Raw genomic sequence first — 17,486 nt, forward strand, 5'->3', positions numbered from 1 at the left:
TTTGAGCCTGTTATAGTTCTGTTAACTGCAATATTTCTCTTTATTTTAGCTTTAATTATTCTCTGGTCTTTAAGTATCCTAAGCTCCTTGCAAAGCCGATAAACCTTCTTATGATTAATCACAAGATTATAATATTTTCTTAAATGGTAAGTTATTTTTCTATATCCATAGTTAATAGCATCCCCGTCAATGGCCTCCAAAATAAATTCCTTAATCTGATCATCGCATACCTTTTCACCATCTCCGTTTATGCTGTATCCCTTTGGCTTTCCACCCTTAGGTCTAGCCTTTTCTCTGCCTTCTACGCTTAAATTATAGTAATATGTTGATCTTCCGAGTTTAACTACTTTAAGTACAAATACCGCATTATATCCTTGATTTATATACTTTTTGGCTATTTCTACTTTTTCTTTAATTGAGGGTTTGATTTTTTTATTAAGTCTCTAAGAATTGCTATTTCTAAATCTTTTTCTCCTAACAATTTTTTTAGATGATCATTCTCTTTTGTTACTTCTGTTAACTCATTTTCAAGTTCTTTTTCTCCCTCAACTAAAGCTTTTCTACCAGGCTTAACTTTAATCTCATTCTTATCATTAGAATTCTTTATCCACGTAAATATAGTTGATTTTGAGATCCCATGCCTTCTTGATACCAGTGAAACATTTCCTACTTCTTTCACTTCTCTTAATACCTCTTCTCTTAATTCTTTTGTATAACTTTTTCCTTTCATAGTTTACCTCCAATCACTTTCTACATTATAATAAATACAGATGTAATTGTCCAAACCTATTTAGGGGCTTAAGAGACGAGTACTTTTACATATTTAGCTTCGTTGTCATATTTAGAACCTCTTAATCCTATCATATAACTTACTATTGTCCTTTTTTATGCAGTAGAACTTTAAGGAATTTTTAGCAGCTACCTACTAATGGAATTTATATAGTACAGATATATGAATATCTACATAAATAGATTGTTCAATTATGCTATTATTTTAATACACTAAATTCAGCTATGTTTGCTTCACCAATATGCTTTGTAATATAAAGCCTAGCCTTACTACCAACTACTTTTGAAAAACTTATAACTGTCCCTACAGCTCCTATTGTAGTTCCATTATATGCAGTTTTCCACGCAATGCCATCAAAATAATCAATGCTATAACTTGTTATAGCTGGAATATCTTCTTTTAAATATACCTTCGAAAAGGATTTAGATTCGCCAAAATCTACTTCTAAGCTGGCACTTCCCTCTGTGTCCGCTACCCATTTAGTATTTGGATTATTATCAAATGCATATCTGGCTTCTCGATATCCATAGGTTTCATCTGCTAAAGTGCTTGAAGCCTTGTATATTTTATTGTCAGATATTTTAATCCCATCTATTTTGGGCATATCACTTAAAACGTACCAGGCATTAGCTAACCCACTATTGTTACCTAATTTTATATCTGGGTAGGCTAGCGATTTATCTGTAAATACTCCTATTGCAATTTTTACTCCTTTCCTATTGTAATTGAAATAAAACTTAGTTGATTCATTAGTATACACACCTGGTTTCCAATTAAATGGATTAATTCCCAATAACACTTTCGCATCTAGTATATTATTTTTTGAATCCATTAGCGCTACCTTTACATATCCTATATTTGATTTATTGGGATACAATGGAGCCACTCCATCATTCTTAACTCTAAATTTTAGTGTTCCAATAGAGCCATTTCCTAGGTTAGCTGAGTATGAAGCTTCAGTTAACTTCAACCAATATCCTAGTCTATTTACCCATCTATCTACTAAATTTTTTTGTTCAGTGTAAAAAGTGCTTTCGTCCAATTGACTAAGTGCCATATAAGATGGTTTTCCTTCTCTTATTACTCTTTCAAACAATAGTTTACTCCACATACCGTTGTCCCTCATAGTACTGTATTGATACCACCATTCTGCTACTGCTGGAGATTTATCATAGCTATAAAGCAATGATAAATGTTCGTTTGGTGAAAAAGGGTTTACACAACCATTTCGTCTTACTCCAATTCTATAAGTATTCTGAGCATATACATTTATACTAGATATTACCGAACTGTTGTTTGCCAAAAATAACTGCATAGTGCAGTCCTTATATATGTCTACTAACTTATGCAGTTGAAAATCTGTTAAAGCTACACTATGTGGTAGACTCCTTAAGTGGAACTCACCCCAATTGCCGTAACTGCCTACATCCATAAATGCAAATCTCGAATCATTACCATATCTATTATTTATTGCTGTAATCATATCTTTAAATTTAGCAATATATGTTAGATCATTCCAAACAGGTACCTTTAAATTAACTCTATCATTATTTAAAGTCTCCACAGTATATTTAGCACCTGCATCAAATACCCAATTAGGTGTTGATTGTGAATAACTAATATCCGAATTAATGCACACAGGCATTATTCCTAAAGCAAACTTAATTCCTTTGTTTGTACATGTCTGTATACTATTGTCTATTAAGCCCCAATTATAATTTCCCTCAGTCGGCTCTAACAGTTTCCAATCTATACGTAAAAATCCTATTGATGCTATACTCCATATACTGTTTGTTACAGATTCATCATTAATAGCATGACCACTATAAAAAACAAATCCTTTACCTGGGTTTTTAAGTATAGAATTATTTTCTGTAGGATAGACTGTTATTATGTTTTTATGCACTTCAAATGAGGCTTTTGAGATACTAATCATCAAAATAATACTACATACTAGCCGTAGTCCTATTTTATCTAATGTATTTATATTATTCATAATCGCCTTAGCCTTTCATATCAGTGATGTTTGTAATTATACATGCAATCCAATTCATTGCTTTGGTTTCTATTATTTTTTATTCCTATCAGTCTGATTTTAATTCAAAATCCACGCCATATTTTTTACGCATTTTTCTACTTTCTATCTCGGAAATGAGTGATAAAATTGCCTCATTTCTCAAAATAACTTGAGTGAAAAAATATATAACTACTGAACATACTACAGAAACAAATAAAAATGGTTTTGTAGAAATTTTAATAGTTCGCAAAGCCATTACAACTGCAACTATAGCTATACATCCAATTGTAACTTTAATAAAAGTTTGAGCTGTTCCCTTGATTTTTATATATTTATAACCTTCTAGCATACAAATACACATAGCTATTCCTTCAGCTATAATAGTTGTAATGGCCGCTGCATCTTGTGACCAAATTGGTATTAATATAAAATTCAAACCAATATTAACTATTGAACTTACTATAGTTGCAACTAAAATAACCTTCTCTTTCTTTAGAGGCAATAATATGCATTGTCCCCAAAACCACGCAAACATACAGAATCCTAACGCAACACATAAATATTGAAAAGATTTTGTAGCCTCTACATAACTAACATCTGAAATGAAAAGAATTATTTCTCTACTTAACACTAGTAAACCAATTATTGCAGGCAGCATAATAGTTATCAATATATCCATAATGTTTTTTGCGGTTTGCTCAAATAATTCCATCTTTTTTTGTCCAAAGTATGCTGACAATCTTGGTATAGAAACAATCAAAACAGAACTTAACACAGTTTTAATTATTGAATATATTTTCACAGAAACACTATATAGACCAACTGAATAATCTCCCCGCATAAATCCTAGTATAGTTGTGTCAGCACTCACGTAAATGGTTGTAGCAACTATGCTCGAAAAAATAACCATTATTGGTCTAAGATGTTTTCTCCAATCAATCTCTAAAGTAATTCTTACTTTGCAATATTTTTTTGCGTGAATATAATTTAAAATATTTGATCCACCACACGCAAATACTGTTATTGCTGCATAATTTAAATAATCATTTTTACTTTTAACAAAAATGAATAATGAAATAATTGAAATCACTTGAAATACTATACTCCGTATCGTTATATACTTATAATCTTCAAAGATTGAGTATATCCACTCAACTCCTGTAGTTTTAAATATGATTTGTAAAGATAAAACAGCTAGCAGTAAAAAATATGAATGAAACTTAGACACAAATATCGCACAAACTATTAGAAGGAAATACGCTACTAATGTGGAAACTATACTAATCGTAAACATTTCATTCGCAAATTTACCAAATTTACTTCTATCTTCTCGAAATGAAGCTCCTTCACGAATGGCATATGATGAAATACCTAAGCCTGCAATTAGTATAAAATAACTGATTACTGAATTGCTAAAATTATATTTTCCGACATTCTCAACTTGCAATACTTTTGATACATACGGAAAACTTATTAGTGGAAAAACTACCGACATTAGACTTTTGATTGCACTTAACGCCATATTCCCTTTTAAAGACTTTTCTTTCATAGATTCTAATCCTCCATTATATTCTCTCACTCATCCTCATAGCCAATTCAACAGTCACATCTGAATTATAATGCTGATGTTCTCCCCAACGCCCAAGTCCATAAACTCTCTGTTTCCCAGACCATGTCAGTAGCTTTTTCATAATCTCCTGCTTATCTATAGTGTTTAATGGATACGCATACTGATTAAGATAATGAAAGCTATCCTTCTCTAAAGAGGAAATCATATACACACGCTCGTTTCTAGTCTCTGTCCAATATCCCTTACTATTCGGGCAAAAGTTATGACGGACAAGAATTCTATGATAAGGTAATTTGCAATCTGGATAGTAGATCCAATGAGCGGTAGTATCTAAATTTTGCTCATAGTATCGAGTTTCAATAGAACTGAATTTTAGCTTACCAATACTTTCTTTTATGTCTTGTGGCATGCCATCAATGCTATAAAATTCCATCCATGGAATTGTTGTAACAATGATATCTGCCTGGTATCTTTCACCATCTGAAGTTGTCACCGTTCTGCTACTAAAGTCAATAGCTTTTATACTCTTCTTGTATTCAATATTAGTCTTTATCTCCTCTGCCATCCTCAACCACAGCTCACCATAGCCGTACTTCTTCGGATAATAGAATTGTGAATGTCCAGGTTGTGTACCATAAGCTTTTTTAGTAAGACATGACAATAACGTTTCTTCAAATGATACGTTTGGTAGCTTTTCAAGCCAATATGTACCAAGTCCATTTAACTCTTTGCCGAACATTTTCTGATTATACGGAATCATATAATCATCTGCTACTTTGCTACCAAGCTTCCAGTAAATCCAATCTATAAATCCTTTAGGAATTGGTGTGCCAAGATTACATCCAGCAACAGCGATAGATTTTAGATATTCGATTTGGTCCTCAATCTCCATCTGCCAGATATTTGCTTCAATCGGATGATTAATTACGTTGCCATTCACTTCGATACGACTATCTCTATCATACTTGTTCCACTCTTCTTCAGGCATGAACTTAAATAGGAACTCATTAACCTTAGTGCGGCGAACATCCAAAAAGTGTCCTCCACCAATATCAAATGGGGAATCATCAACATTCTCAGAACGACAAAGACCACCAGCTGTAGCTTCGCGCTCTAGAACTAGAAAAGATTTTTCTCCTCTTTCTCTTAGTTTATTTGCAAATGTAATCCCAGCAGGACCGGCTCCTAAGATCAAGTATTTCATGATACATCACCTCTTTACATTAACTTTTCTATCTGGCCTAACCGTGCTATAGTTGTGTTTCTTTTAATAAAATTATCAAATACTTTTTTATTAAATGAGTCACTTTCTAAATATCGAATCATACACTTTTTAAATTCATCATAAGAATCAACATTAGGACAAACAGAAGGAATGTCTAAATTATCGAATTCAATTTTTGGAGAATATCTGCCAATCATATAGCAGTAATTTACTGCACTCTCATAAAATCTCGGTGTTGGAAAATCTATACCATAGCTCTTATCGCCTTCTTTGGCGTCAATTCCTGGAGATGAGACTAAACTTACTTTTGCTGTTCTTAATAATTCCATCATAGATATTCTTGTTTTACAATCTCCAATAAATCCCCGAGTTGTAGATAAGTATCCCTTTTGTCTTCCTATCAAATCAAGGTACACATACTCTGTATCAGGAAATTCACTACAAAACCTCAACATATACTCATGCAGGATTGAGTTTTTTCTCCCCATTTGAATCACATCAATTTGTTTTCGCGGACAATCAGATAATATCCATTTATCAGCTATTGATAATGGAATATACTCAACATTTTTTGCACCCTTTCCAGTTAATAAACAAAACATTTGATAATTAGTTACATAGTATTTTATTTTATTGAGTTTTCTAAAATTATTAAATAGAAATTGTGTGTCACATTTCCACGTATCCAAGAAAATAGGAATAATATTATATTCACTATAATATTTAAAATGAGATATGTTCATAATAAAAGCTAAGTAATAATCCCTATTTATTGAAAACTTATGAAGTGGAATTTTCATATTACGCTTTAACTTACTTATAATCCTATATTTTAATTTTTCTGAAGATTTATAGACTTTATCACTAATAGATATTAATTGCAAATTTAAGTTATCGCATATGCAATCCTCCCACTCATACACTATATCGTAATATGTCTCATGACAAACATTTCTCAATGTTATAATTCCTTTTAACATCAATGCTCTCCTTGTAATAAACTATTTCTTATAATACTATACATAATAATTTAAGATACATACCTTTACTAAGACACATTTTAGCTAAAGTTAAATTACCAAAATACTCTTCCACTCTTAATTTTGATACTTTGAAAAAGAATTTACTTTTTCACACTTGTTTCTGCTTACTAAGCAGATTCAGATTCATATCTATACTATCCCTAATAAATAGCATTGGAAAAGTAAAAAATATTTCAATTGCGGTAGCTTCAGTAAACCCGAAAATAAATACTATGGTTAAAAAAAGTAGTTTTATTAGGTCCTTAGAATGGTATTTAAAAGCCTTACAAGAATAATAAATAAATATTACCGTAGGAACTATTCCATATTGTATGAGTAACTTGAAGTATAGATTATCAAGATAAATTGTATAATATCCAAATACCGGTGAATAATTACTCTTGTTCTCTACAATTTGTCCAAATAACGGAACACCTAAATTTCGCAGTGCAATAGCACCTTCTGAAATCCTTCCACTGAGCCATATGTTTAAACTTCCAATTGCTCCGTGTGGGTTTCTAATTAATAACAATAAAACAGCAATGCTTATTATCATACACAACATAGGAATGTACTTTCTTAGCCAATAGAATGGTTTAACAAACGGCACTTCTTTTAATATATCTAATACTACAAATAGAAGTCCTATATACGTAATAGTTTTTGTATTAGGATAAATATAGATGAAAGTAGAAGCTCCAATTATAATTGCGTATAGCTTCCATTTTCGAACTTTATCGTAATTCAAATAAACATATATTAAGCAAGTAAAGAAAAGTGCCATTGAAAATCCATTGGGCTGATTAAAATAGAAACTATGCCTTGCTACTTTTACGCTATCAAGTACCCGATAAGTAGTAAATGTCAATGCATTTCCCATATAAAAATTTAATAAGTACATTGTAATAAGCAATGCTAATATTGTTGAATTGAATGTAAATAAAAATTTTATAATCTTCCTTTCATTTATCCCTTCAGAAGCAAATAACATGGAAAAGAGTATTAACAAAGATGTTGCATGAGCTACTCGATAGTTAACAAATAGAATACTTATAATAACCAATTTTTTAATCAATGAAGCGTAATTTGTTTCATTCTTTATAATGCAAATAGTCCAAAGGAATTCTGCTACAAATAAAATAATATTCTGAGTTGTAGAAGACAGCTCTATTAGGGATGAATACACACATATAATTCGAATCATGAATAATAATTGTCCTATGAAAAATAGTAGTTCATTACGCCTAAATTTCATCTTTACCACTCCCTTCTTTATTTAACCAATCACTTTTTGGCAAAAGCCTTCCTTACAAACCTTAGCATCCAATTACAATACTTCACAATAATGCATTGAATCATAAACTGCCTTGAGGCAAATTGATCTATTCTTTTTAAATCTACTTCTTTTATTTTCCCAATAAGTTCACAATATTTTTCAATATATTTGTCTTTTTCTCCTGAATCAATTATTTTTGTAGTTACTCTATAACTAGTCACCAAAACATTATATAGAGCCTCATCTGCCAATTTAGGAAATTGAGTTAAAACAATCTTCTGCATTTTCTCTGCAAAAAATATACTATCAAACCACCTGCCATTGAATTGAGATGTCGTTGTTGAATTTTCGTGTATCAAATACAAATATTTAGCGTCGTTTATGCACACGTTCCTATTTGAATTCATTAATGCTTGAAAAACAAAAAATCTATCCTCATTTATTCTTTTTCCTACATGAAATCGTGTTTCACCAATGACTTCCCTTTTAAATATTTTATTGCAAGCACTCATTCCGAATCGCTCATTTAAGAGAACACATCGAACAGATTCTTCGCTTGAAAGAACCCTGCTATCATTCCCTGAACATATGATTTCAATTTTGCCATCTTTAATAACACAATATGCACATGAAACAACCTCGGCATTCTCTTCACTCGCTTTATTAACCATTATTTCGTACATATCAGGAAGTACCTTATCATCTGAATCTACAAACCCAATAAATTCTCCACTAGCTATCTCCATTCCTGAATTTCTTGCAGACGAAACTCCCTCATTTGCTTGCGAAATTACTTTAATGCGAAGATCTTTTTTTCCTAAATTTCTACAAATAGCTAGAGATTTATCCTCTGAACCATCATCAACTAAGATTATCTCTATATATGTTAATGTCTGACTTAATAAACTATTCACGCACTCTTCTATATATTTTTCCGAGTTATAAACTGGTACAATAATACTCACTTTTACACTCATTTATTTCTCCTCACTTTATTGGAAAATAACTATAGCAATGATTATACATTTCATCAAGAGTATTTAAATACTTGATATTTCTTAACTCTTTTCTAAATATTTTTCATATAGAACTTCGTATTGCTTTGCAAAAATATGTGAATCAAATTGTTTAGAATTAATTTTAGATTTTCTTCCCAATAAGTACCTTTTACCAGTAGATTGAGCCAATTCTACAATCTTATTTGCTAATTCCACTTGATTGCCTTTATTAATAAGAAATCCATTATCTGTTACAACATCAGCAACACCTCCTACATCTGTTGCTACAATAGGAAGCCCGGAAGCCATCGCTTCTAATATGGATAATGGTAACCCCTCATAGTCAGATGACAATACAAAGACATCTGCTTTAGCCAGATACCACTCAACATTAGACACATTTCCATAAAATGTTATATGATTTAAAATGTTCAATTTCTTTGCTAGTGCAACTAACTCGTTTTTTAATTCTCCATCTCCTAAAATACTCAATTTTATATTAGAAATTCTTTGACGTGCATCTGTAAATGCCTTAAATAACAACGCTTGGTTCTTTTGTTTCATCAGCCTGCCAACCGTAATTAGCTCGATTTCATCGCTAGTGTTGATAGTTCTATCGCAATCAAAACGTTTCAAGTCGACTGGATTATAAACTCGCTCTATCTTCCTTAATGAATATAATTCTCTCATTTCCTTCTCAACAGTATGGGAAATTGCAACTGGAATAGCTTTATCCATTTTGTATAAAATCCGTATAACTTTTTTGTACACATCCTTGAACTCATTCACCGGTTTATTGTGGATTGTATGTAACAGTTTCACTTTATGAGTTAATAAATATGGTACTGTATATAAAAAAGGATACATATTGGAATGAATAATATCAGGCTTAAATTTTGACAGACTTCTATAAACTTTAATCCAAACCTTAATATCATTTTTTTGAATTCTATCACAGTAAGTCACATCAACTCCACTTTCTTCCACCATACTCTGAACCGAAGTATCCATATAGCCATTTAAAGATATTATATGCATACGAAACTTTGATTTATCAACGTATGTAGCCAATTGTGCTACCATATTTTCTGTGCCTCCAATATTAAACGAAGGTAAAATTACAGCAACTTTAATCATATATAACAACCTCATTAAAATATTTTATTTTACTGTTCCTACAACATATTTATGGACATTAAGAACTGTCCTAACATCCTTCACATCATCGCGATTTCCTAAAATAATCCCTTCAAATTTATGACCACCGGAAATGATTTCATGCATTGCATTTATACCAAATAGCCTCTTACCATACAAACCACGGTCAACACCATAGTCACTATCCATACAATAAACAATATCTGGATAATTTTGAACTTTGACTCCGGAATAAATATCTTCCCTACGCTTTGCCCACAACATAATTGACTTTCCATTATCTTTAATTTTGATCAAGCCGTCGATGATCTTCTGACGCATGGCTTCGTATTCACAATTCGAAACAAATGCCTTTCTATTGACACCAATACCGCCGAATGGGTTGCAACCATCAAATTTTGGTGCATAAACCTTACCTTTATCTTTAAATACATAATCTGCATTTTTAACCTTGTGGGCAAACTTGAATTTCTTTAGAAATCTCGTTCCAGATTCTGCGCATCCAAACTTTGCAAATGTTTCAAGTGTTGAATTCTTGGCATATTCAATCATACGCTTCTTTTTGCTCTTATCATTAATAATGCCTTCACTAATAAGCCACTGATTGACATAAAAGGTCTTCTGGCATCTACGACCATGGCCATGGTCGCTTATAACCACAACATTATACTCATCGTCATATTCATCCATGATCCTCTGAACATTCTTTTCCATCAATTGATAAGTTTCAAGAATTGCATTCTGCAGTTTGTTACCCTTCTTGTGGCATCTATCTTCTGTGTCAGTATATTTCCATAAAAAGTGCTGCATTCTATCTAAAGTCAGAATACCAAGAAAAGCAAAATCATACTGATCCGTCTTGAAATACTTGTGGAAGGAATTGAACTGGTCCTGTGTTAGCTTCAAGTTGTCCTGAAAAAACTGTGGCATTGTATTATCGGTTGGATGATCAACCAAACCGCCTAAGGGTGGAAGTGCTGTCACATCAACTAAGTCAGGTCTATTTGTACTGGTGTCTCCCCCCTCAAAAACAGGACCACAAATCATCAGACCATTTACATTCCATGCTGGATATGCCATAAACGGATTAAATACAAACACTTTCTTATGCTGTCTACCGAGGACATCCCAGAAAGATTTGTCTTTAATCACGGAATAGTCGCCTTTTACTTTATTCTTAAAATTCAAATAATCTATTGATTCAATAACACCATGTTCTGCCGGATTAAGGCCAGTATAGATAGTCGTCCAGGAAGGAATCGAATCAGCAGGAACCACAGACTCAAGCGAAGCAAGTCGCCTACTCTCAAATAAACTCTTGAAGAATTTAAAGCTACTAAGATTATTTTTAATATATGAATAATCTAATCCATCCAATATAACCATTATTGTTTTCTTTTTCTGTAAATTCATCATACTTCTCCTCTTGATGCCACTTAATTCGCAGCATTTCTCTGTTCTCAACTATGTTCTATCGATACTACTGCAACTAGCCGAGAATCTCTTTTTTTATGTTTCCATTAACAGTTTTAAATGCCTCCTCCCCATCTACGAAAGTCCAAATGCCTCCTTTTGATAGATGCTCATAGATATCATACCGTTTCAGCAAATAAACCATATTAGGAATATCGTCTTTACGCTTAAAGCATGTTTCCGGTGAGACTCTGATATAAACAATCTGATCCATCTTCGGAAATAGCCATTGAAACCTCCTAATTTCTTTTTCAATCTGAGCAGGAGTATATCCAAAATTGATGCCCTGATCAACAAATAAATCAAAATAAAATCTATCAAAAATAACATTTTTTTTACCCAATGTCAGTGCGATTGTCTTTAACTGGAACTGAATAACGTAATCCACAATTGCTAAAATCATCCAAATATTTTTGATAACTGGATTCTTAAAAATCTTGTCTTTCATACCTGATTTGGTATTATAATCTGAATTCAGTTTCACCTGATCTGGTGTATTTTTTGAAGGAATGAAGCTTGTAAATTCATTGTTAGAACTAGTACTTTTCTTATTTATATTTTTTTCGAGCAACCAGTAAGTCGGCTTCAACAGTGTTGGCTTCCAGCGGACCCAAACAAAATTGTAGTTTGTATAATCCTTATCTTTTTTCATCTTATCTATATTAGCTGACTTTCCAGAACCATCTAATCCAATCAGCGCAACTCTCTTATACTTTTTACACCCCATCTCTAGACTCTCCTGTCCCTATTCATCAACTATATTCTCAAGTTCCTCAATCGACCTCTGCCAGTCATACGGAAGTATCGTCTTTCTTGTATCAACCTTCTGTCCCACAGCTGCATCAATTTGCCTGTTTAATTCACGTTTATCTAAAAGCTCTATAAAGTTAAACCCTTCACATCCAACAAAACTATTTAGTTCACCATAAGCCGTAGTCACAATCGGAATATTACATGCGGCAGCTTCTAATACAGATAGCGGTACATCAATGCAATTTTTCACAGCCTGTACCAAAAAAAGATAAACATCGGACAGTTGATAAATCTCCTGAATATTCTCTATATAGGCATCAATTATTCTTGTGTTTGGGCGATTCTCCAATTGATTGCTTATAGTTGCATCTTTCTCCTTTTGAGTAACTGAGCTAACTACCAGCAATACAAAGTACTTTTCATCAATATTTAGCATCTTATCTACATTTCTACCACCTTTTAGGTGCCCTACATGAAGAACAACCTTCATTCTATTAGGAATTCCATACTTATTCTTAAGCTCCATCTTACGGTCAGCATCTACGGGAATAAATTTTTCTGTATCAATGCCTGTTTTTAAATAGAACGTCCTTTTCCCAACGATACCTGTATAGAAGCTGTAAGAATCATTGGATAAAGCTATTACATTAGCACCACTCATTTTAAGGAGAAGTTTTGACACCTCATTCATATTGGTGCGAAGAACAAATATAACATTTACTCTTTTCCTGCTGCAAAACGAAAGGAGCAATACTCGTAACACACTTCCCAGTGTGTTAGAAGCAAACGGAATATACAGAACAGAACTGTTACTTTTGTTAATTGTTGAAAATAACTTTCTATTCAAGAAAAGCTTATTGAGTTCCAAATGCTTATCTGAAAAATTCGGTCTTCTATCGTATGAGACTATTACAGTATTCTTATTTTTCGTTTTCATTTTCTTCGCCAAACTGTTGGCGACTTTAAGGCAGCCTTCATCAACTTTGGAGGTAAAACAATCGGATATTATAATCATGTACTGTCCAACCAACCTCTCCTATTTATTCTGGGCTTCTGGGATAAACTTGTTCTCGCCCAGGCTGTACTTACCGCCCTTGAAGAACTTGTGTTTCATTACCCACAATCCAGGAATCCAGATGTATTTATGCATGGCCGGAGAAGCAGAACCAATCATCCAGCAATTTCTATCACACTTCTTAGTACACTGCCTAACATTATTAGCCTGTTCAGAATTCCACAACTCATCCCAAGACTTAGCCTCACGTAGATTACCCATAACGGCCTTCTTTGCCATACCATTACAGGGAATGACATCACAAAATGGGTCGATGAAGAAAGCATTGTTACTCATATCACAAGGAAGAAGTCTCTTGTTTCCATATATGTAGTTAATCAAACCATGGTTAAAATATGCACGGAACCACTTTTTGGGAGACTTGGACTTCAATAATTCATTGTTCAGAGTTTCGAAGCACTGAGCCACATGATACTTATCATTGATCTTGTTATCAGTCTTTCTGAAGTAGAAACTGTTGTGGAGTGTTGCGGTTGCAAATTCCATGTTCAATTCATCAGATAATTTGTAGAGCGGTACCAAGTCCTTACAGTTCATATCCTGTACAGTCATACCAAAACCAACATCCGGATGCCCCATCTGAACAAGAGTCTTAAGTGTAGTGTATCCACGGTCAAAGCCATCAGGTAGTCCACGTATAGCATTGTTAGTCTCTTCAAGTCCTTCAATAGAGATACGGATACCAACTTTCGGAAATCTCTTACATAGGTTGATAATACGATCTGTGAAGTAACAGTTTGTAGAAATAACAATACGATCAGATTTCTTGTAAAGTTCTTCTACAATTTCAGGAATATCTTTACGAATGAAAGGCTCACCACCAGTAATATTTGTGAAAGCCATTTCCGGCAATTTCTTGATATCTTCAAGTGTGATTTCTTCACTTGGTTTCGTTGGGTCTTTAAAACAGTTACACATATTACAACGTGCATTACAGCGATATGTAACAATAACTGTTCCATATAATGTTCTTCTATTCATGATTTTTATCCTCCAATTTATTCAATCAAGCATTATCAAGATCCTATTTTTTCTATTTCAGCATAGCGCATTTTCACTACTTTAGCCGGAATACCGCCAACTATCGAATAATCCGGTATATCTTTGTTGACAACTGCACCCGCAGCTACAATAACTTTATTGCCAATATGAACGCCATCTAGAATTACAGCATTGGCGCCAATCCAACAATCCTCTCCAATTTTAATTCCCTTCCGGGTTGCACCCTGCAAGAAAATAGGAATTTCTAGGTCAGCAAAATTGTGGTTTTCAGCAAATAGTTTTACTCCTGGTCCAAAAATTGTATTACGACCAATCTCAACTTTACCTCTCATAGAAATAAATGCATTTGCAGCAATCCCTACATCATCACCGATAAACAGTCCATCACCTAGTTCGCGAATAACTCCTGTGCATTCAATAATACTGTTTCTTCCTAAAGAAAAGTTTTTACCAATATGAACACCATTTTTACATAAGGCATTAATAAAGCAACCATCTTCAATGGTAATACCGCGTCCACATTCCATATTCTTATGAGAGTAAATATTCACATTTTTTCCAACAAATATAGCACCTGGCGCTTTCTTAAATAAAATTTTATGATGGATTCCTCTTAAAATCATAAGAGTTCGACCAATAATAATCATTATTAAATCGCCAGATGTAATTCTTTCGTCTACCTTATATTCACGATGTTTAATTTTACTAATTAGCCATGATACTAATTTAATCACTTCTCTATCCTCCACATTATCATTTAGATATAACTGATTTGTAAATCTTCATAAGTTTTTCTGTATATATATCAATAGTATTGCTTTTTCTTGATAGACACTCATTTTTCATTTGTTTACATAAAATTCTGTCGGCCCACAGCTTTAATATTGCATCCTTTAATCCACTTTTACTACAGCCCTCAAAAATCAGCCCAGTCTTTCCAGTCTCAATCAATTCCCTAGTACCACCTAAATCTGAGCCAATTACTGGTGTTCCAAGAGCCTGCGACTCAATGACTGACAATGGACAGTTTTCATACCATTCAGACGGATATAAAGAGAATTCAGCATTACTGATTAGACTTTGTAACTCACTGCCATTCTTGAATCCCACAAATTCAATGTTATCTATTCCTTCTAACTCATCAGTTAACGGGCCAACTCCCGCAAATACAAATTTAATCTTTGAAAGTTCCTTACATACAGAAATTAAAGTGAGAATTCCTTTTTCCTTACTTAATCTTCCAAAGTATAGAGCATAAGGTTGTGAATCAATTTTGCCAGGAGTTTTTTCAATTTTATCAGAAAAGTTATAAAGAACTGTGGTTCTATCCTTTTCAACTCCACCTTGTCTAATCTTTTCAGCTATGAAATTGCTTGGACAAATATATTTATCAACTAAATTATATGTATTTCTCTTGTGATAATAGATTGATTCAAACATCATAATAGCGCTCTTAAGCGATGAAGATTGCATACACTTTTCTTTCAGACAATTCGTATACTTGCCATTAAGGCACTTTTCACAAATAGTTCCTTTGGACTCGATATAGAGACGATGATTTGGACATGCAATCTGTGAATCATGAACTGTTTGAACTAGTGCTATATCACACTTTTTGATTTCATAAAAAATTGAAGGTGTCAGTTGAAAGTTGATATTATTCATATGGACAATATCCGGTTTAAAATTATCTAACACAACGGCGATTTTCTTTCGTGCTTCTCTCGAATATATAATCTTAAATGGGTATGTCAGTTTGCTTAGCTTTTTCCCATTGTAAAAATCAACATTTGAGGTATAGCTATTAGCACTATTGCTTACAATATTTTTTTCATCTGCCATACCAAAATATTGTACTTCGTGCCCTAATGAGGTTAAGTATTGTCCTAACTTAAACATATAAGTTTCTGATCCGCCATTCGGATAGAGGAATTTATTGACCATTAATATTTTCATAATACTATCCTTCTTAATTATCTTAAAATTGAATTTCTAACAGGTTCACGTTGTTTCTGATACAACTCAATGGTATCTTCAACTACGCTATTCCAGTTGTATTTGCCACAAATAAATCCACTTGCTTCTTTTTTATATTTATCAACTATATCTGGATTCGCACAAATCCATTCCAACTTTTCACTTAAATCCTGAACATCACTTTTCTTAAAAACTACCGCCTTATCCTCAACAACTTCTGTACATTCCGGGATATTTGAAACGATACAGCAGTTTCCATAACTCATCGCTTCAAGAAGACTAATTGGCATTCCCTCAAGATCACTTGGTAGAACATAGGCATAAGCATTACTATAAAGTTCTTCTAATGATTCACCCTGAACAAAACCTGTGAATATAATCCTATTATCTGCTTTTGCTTTATTCTTGATCTCAACCATGAAGTCATCTGTATCACTTGATCCACCGGCGATAACCAACTTCTTTAAAGTATCTATTTTGCGAAAAGCATCAACTAAATAGCCAAGACCTTTTTCAGGAACAATTCTGCCAAGGAACAGTATGTATTCATCTTTTTTAAGATCCCATTTCTGTTCGATTGCAGAAATTCCTACAATTTCAGGCTTGTCAATACCGTTTGGTATAAACATTGTTTCTCTGCCATAGGTATCTCTAAAGTACTGCTGTATATTCTTCGATAAAACAATAATCTCATCAGCAAACTTAGCAGCAACTTTCTCTCCAAGTTTCAGATACTTAGTAGCAAATTTACCCCACTTTGCCCTTTGCCAGTCAAGACCATGAATTGTAACTACGACCCTAACACCAAACAAATGTGGTAACCACAGCATTGCACTTGGTCCCTCTGCATGAAAATGTATTACATCATATCCACCGAATAAAGCTCTTAGAGTTGCAAAGAAGGATGATGTCAATGCTGCCAAACCTTTTCTTTTCACAGTAAATACCGTAATCACTTTTATGCCTTTGTACTCTTTCAACTTGTTATGCAATTTATCATACTCTATTCCTGAAACATGGTGACCTTTTCTGTTATAAGCGTGAACTGTATGTCCATGTTTAACCAACCTTGTGGACAATTCTTCAACAACTATTTCAATACCACCTTCATGCGATGGAATACGCTTATGGCCAATCATTGCAATTTTCA

Annotated in this window: 16 protein-coding genes; all 16 read right to left on the reverse strand. The window is 33.1% G+C overall.

The window, feature by feature from the left end:
- A partial coding sequence (locus tag ACJDU8_RS03490; protein ID WP_406790765.1) for a helix-turn-helix domain-containing protein occupies positions 1-200 on the reverse strand: 200 nt, incomplete at its 3' end.
- 200 nt (positions 201-400) lie between these two features.
- Entirely contained in the window at positions 401-730 is a 330-nt protein-coding gene (locus tag ACJDU8_RS03495; RefSeq protein ID WP_406790766.1) for a transposase, read from the reverse strand.
- A 259-nt stretch (positions 731-989) separates the two neighbouring features.
- On the reverse strand, positions 990-2,786 hold the full coding sequence (locus tag ACJDU8_RS03500; RefSeq protein ID WP_406790767.1) for a discoidin domain-containing protein: 1,797 nt from the start codon (positions 2,784-2,786) through the stop codon (positions 990-992).
- Between the two features lie 88 nt (positions 2,787-2,874).
- Positions 2,875-4,356: an oligosaccharide flippase family protein gene (locus ACJDU8_RS03505; RefSeq protein ID WP_406790768.1), complete on the reverse strand. Its 1,482-nt coding sequence runs from the start codon at positions 4,354-4,356 to the stop codon at positions 2,875-2,877.
- A gap of 16 nt (positions 4,357-4,372) precedes the next feature.
- Positions 4,373-5,581 (reverse strand): protoporphyrinogen/coproporphyrinogen oxidase, encoded by a 1,209-nt coding sequence (locus ACJDU8_RS03510; RefSeq protein ID WP_406790769.1) that lies wholly within the window; start codon positions 5,579-5,581, stop codon positions 4,373-4,375.
- 14 nt (positions 5,582-5,595) lie between these two features.
- Complete coding sequence (locus tag ACJDU8_RS03515) at positions 5,596-6,582, reverse strand: hypothetical protein (RefSeq protein WP_406790770.1); 987 nt, start codon at positions 6,580-6,582, stop codon at positions 5,596-5,598.
- 151 nt (positions 6,583-6,733) lie between these two features.
- Complete coding sequence (locus ACJDU8_RS03520; protein ID WP_406790771.1) at positions 6,734-7,879, reverse strand: hypothetical protein; 1,146 nt, start codon at positions 7,877-7,879, stop codon at positions 6,734-6,736.
- Positions 7,880-7,908: 29 nt separating this feature from the next.
- Entirely contained in the window at positions 7,909-8,877 is a 969-nt protein-coding gene (locus tag ACJDU8_RS03525; RefSeq protein WP_406790772.1) for a glycosyltransferase, read from the reverse strand.
- Between the two features lie 81 nt (positions 8,878-8,958).
- Entirely contained in the window at positions 8,959-10,035 is a 1,077-nt protein-coding gene (locus tag ACJDU8_RS03530) for a glycosyltransferase (protein ID WP_406790773.1), read from the reverse strand.
- Positions 10,036-10,059: 24 nt separating this feature from the next.
- Positions 10,060-11,472, reverse strand: coding sequence for an alkaline phosphatase family protein (locus ACJDU8_RS03535; protein ID WP_406790774.1), 1,413 nt, complete (start codon positions 11,470-11,472; stop codon positions 10,060-10,062).
- Between the two features lie 73 nt (positions 11,473-11,545).
- On the reverse strand, positions 11,546-12,256 hold the full coding sequence (locus ACJDU8_RS03540; protein WP_406790775.1) for a nucleoside/nucleotide kinase family protein: 711 nt from the start codon (positions 12,254-12,256) through the stop codon (positions 11,546-11,548).
- 18 nt (positions 12,257-12,274) lie between these two features.
- Complete coding sequence (locus tag ACJDU8_RS03545; RefSeq protein ID WP_406790776.1) at positions 12,275-13,297, reverse strand: glycosyltransferase; 1,023 nt, start codon at positions 13,295-13,297, stop codon at positions 12,275-12,277.
- Positions 13,298-13,318: 21 nt separating this feature from the next.
- Positions 13,319-14,338, reverse strand: a complete 1,020-nt coding sequence (locus ACJDU8_RS03550) for a radical SAM protein (protein WP_406790777.1) — start codon at positions 14,336-14,338, stop codon at positions 13,319-13,321.
- 35 nt (positions 14,339-14,373) lie between these two features.
- The gene (locus ACJDU8_RS03555; protein ID WP_406790778.1) at positions 14,374-15,093 is read right to left on the reverse strand and encodes an acyltransferase; all 720 of its coding nucleotides are present in this window, start codon (positions 15,091-15,093) and stop codon (positions 14,374-14,376) included.
- Between the two features lie 19 nt (positions 15,094-15,112).
- The gene (locus ACJDU8_RS03560) at positions 15,113-16,315 is read right to left on the reverse strand and encodes a glycosyltransferase family 4 protein (RefSeq protein ID WP_406790779.1); all 1,203 of its coding nucleotides are present in this window, start codon (positions 16,313-16,315) and stop codon (positions 15,113-15,115) included.
- A gap of 17 nt (positions 16,316-16,332) precedes the next feature.
- A complete protein-coding gene (locus tag ACJDU8_RS03565; protein WP_406790930.1) occupies positions 16,333-17,475 on the reverse strand; it encodes a glycosyltransferase family 4 protein in 1,143 nt (380 codons plus the stop codon).
- Between the last annotated feature and the right edge of the window lie 11 nt (positions 17,476-17,486).

Origin of the sequence: Candidatus Clostridium eludens (assembly GCF_045310515.1) — a bacterium.
GTDB lineage: Bacteria > Bacillota > Clostridia > Clostridiales > Clostridiaceae > Clostridium_B > Clostridium_B eludens.